Source organism: Collimonas sp. GW821-FHT02H07, from assembly GCF_059421505.1.
In genome coordinates this window covers 1-509 of sequence record NZ_JBWKVC010000059.1, presented here as the reverse complement: position 1 = coordinate 509, position 509 = coordinate 1, and the positions used below count along the sequence as shown (strand labels likewise).

The window sequence follows — 509 nt, the reverse complement described above, 5'->3', positions numbered from 1 at the left end:
TCGAGCTTCGGCAACAGCGCCTCCGCCGGCGGCGCCGCCAGCGCCATCACGCAGCAAGTCACAGGCGGCGTCACCAAAGCCGGCGAAGACTGGCTCAAGCGTTTCGGCACCGCCCGCATCGATCTCAACTACACCGATAAATTCAACATCGACAGCGGCGCCATCGATCTGCTGCTGCCGCTGGCAGACAGCGAAAGCCGCCTGCTGTTCACCCAGATCGGCGTGCGCAAGAAAGACGCCCAGATCACCGGCAACGTCGGTCTTGGCCAGCGTCACTTCAGCGGCGACTGGATGTTCGGCTACAACGCCTTCTATGATCAGAACCTGACGCGAGGCCACCAGCGCGCCGGCATCGGCGGCGAAGCCTGGCGCGATTTCCTCAAGCTGTCCGCCAATTCCTACCTGCGCATCTCCGACTGGAAAGCCTCCCCCGACGTCATCGACTACGACGAACGTCCCGCCAACGGTTTCGACCTGCGCGCCGAAGCCTGGCTGCCGGCCATGCCCAG

Annotated in this window: 1 protein-coding gene; it reads left to right on the top strand. The window is 64.2% G+C overall.

All coding sequences use genetic code 11. The features are described from left to right. A partial coding sequence (locus AC07V8_RS25815; RefSeq protein WP_494681220.1) for an inverse autotransporter beta domain-containing protein occupies window positions 1-509 on the top strand: 509 nt, incomplete at both ends.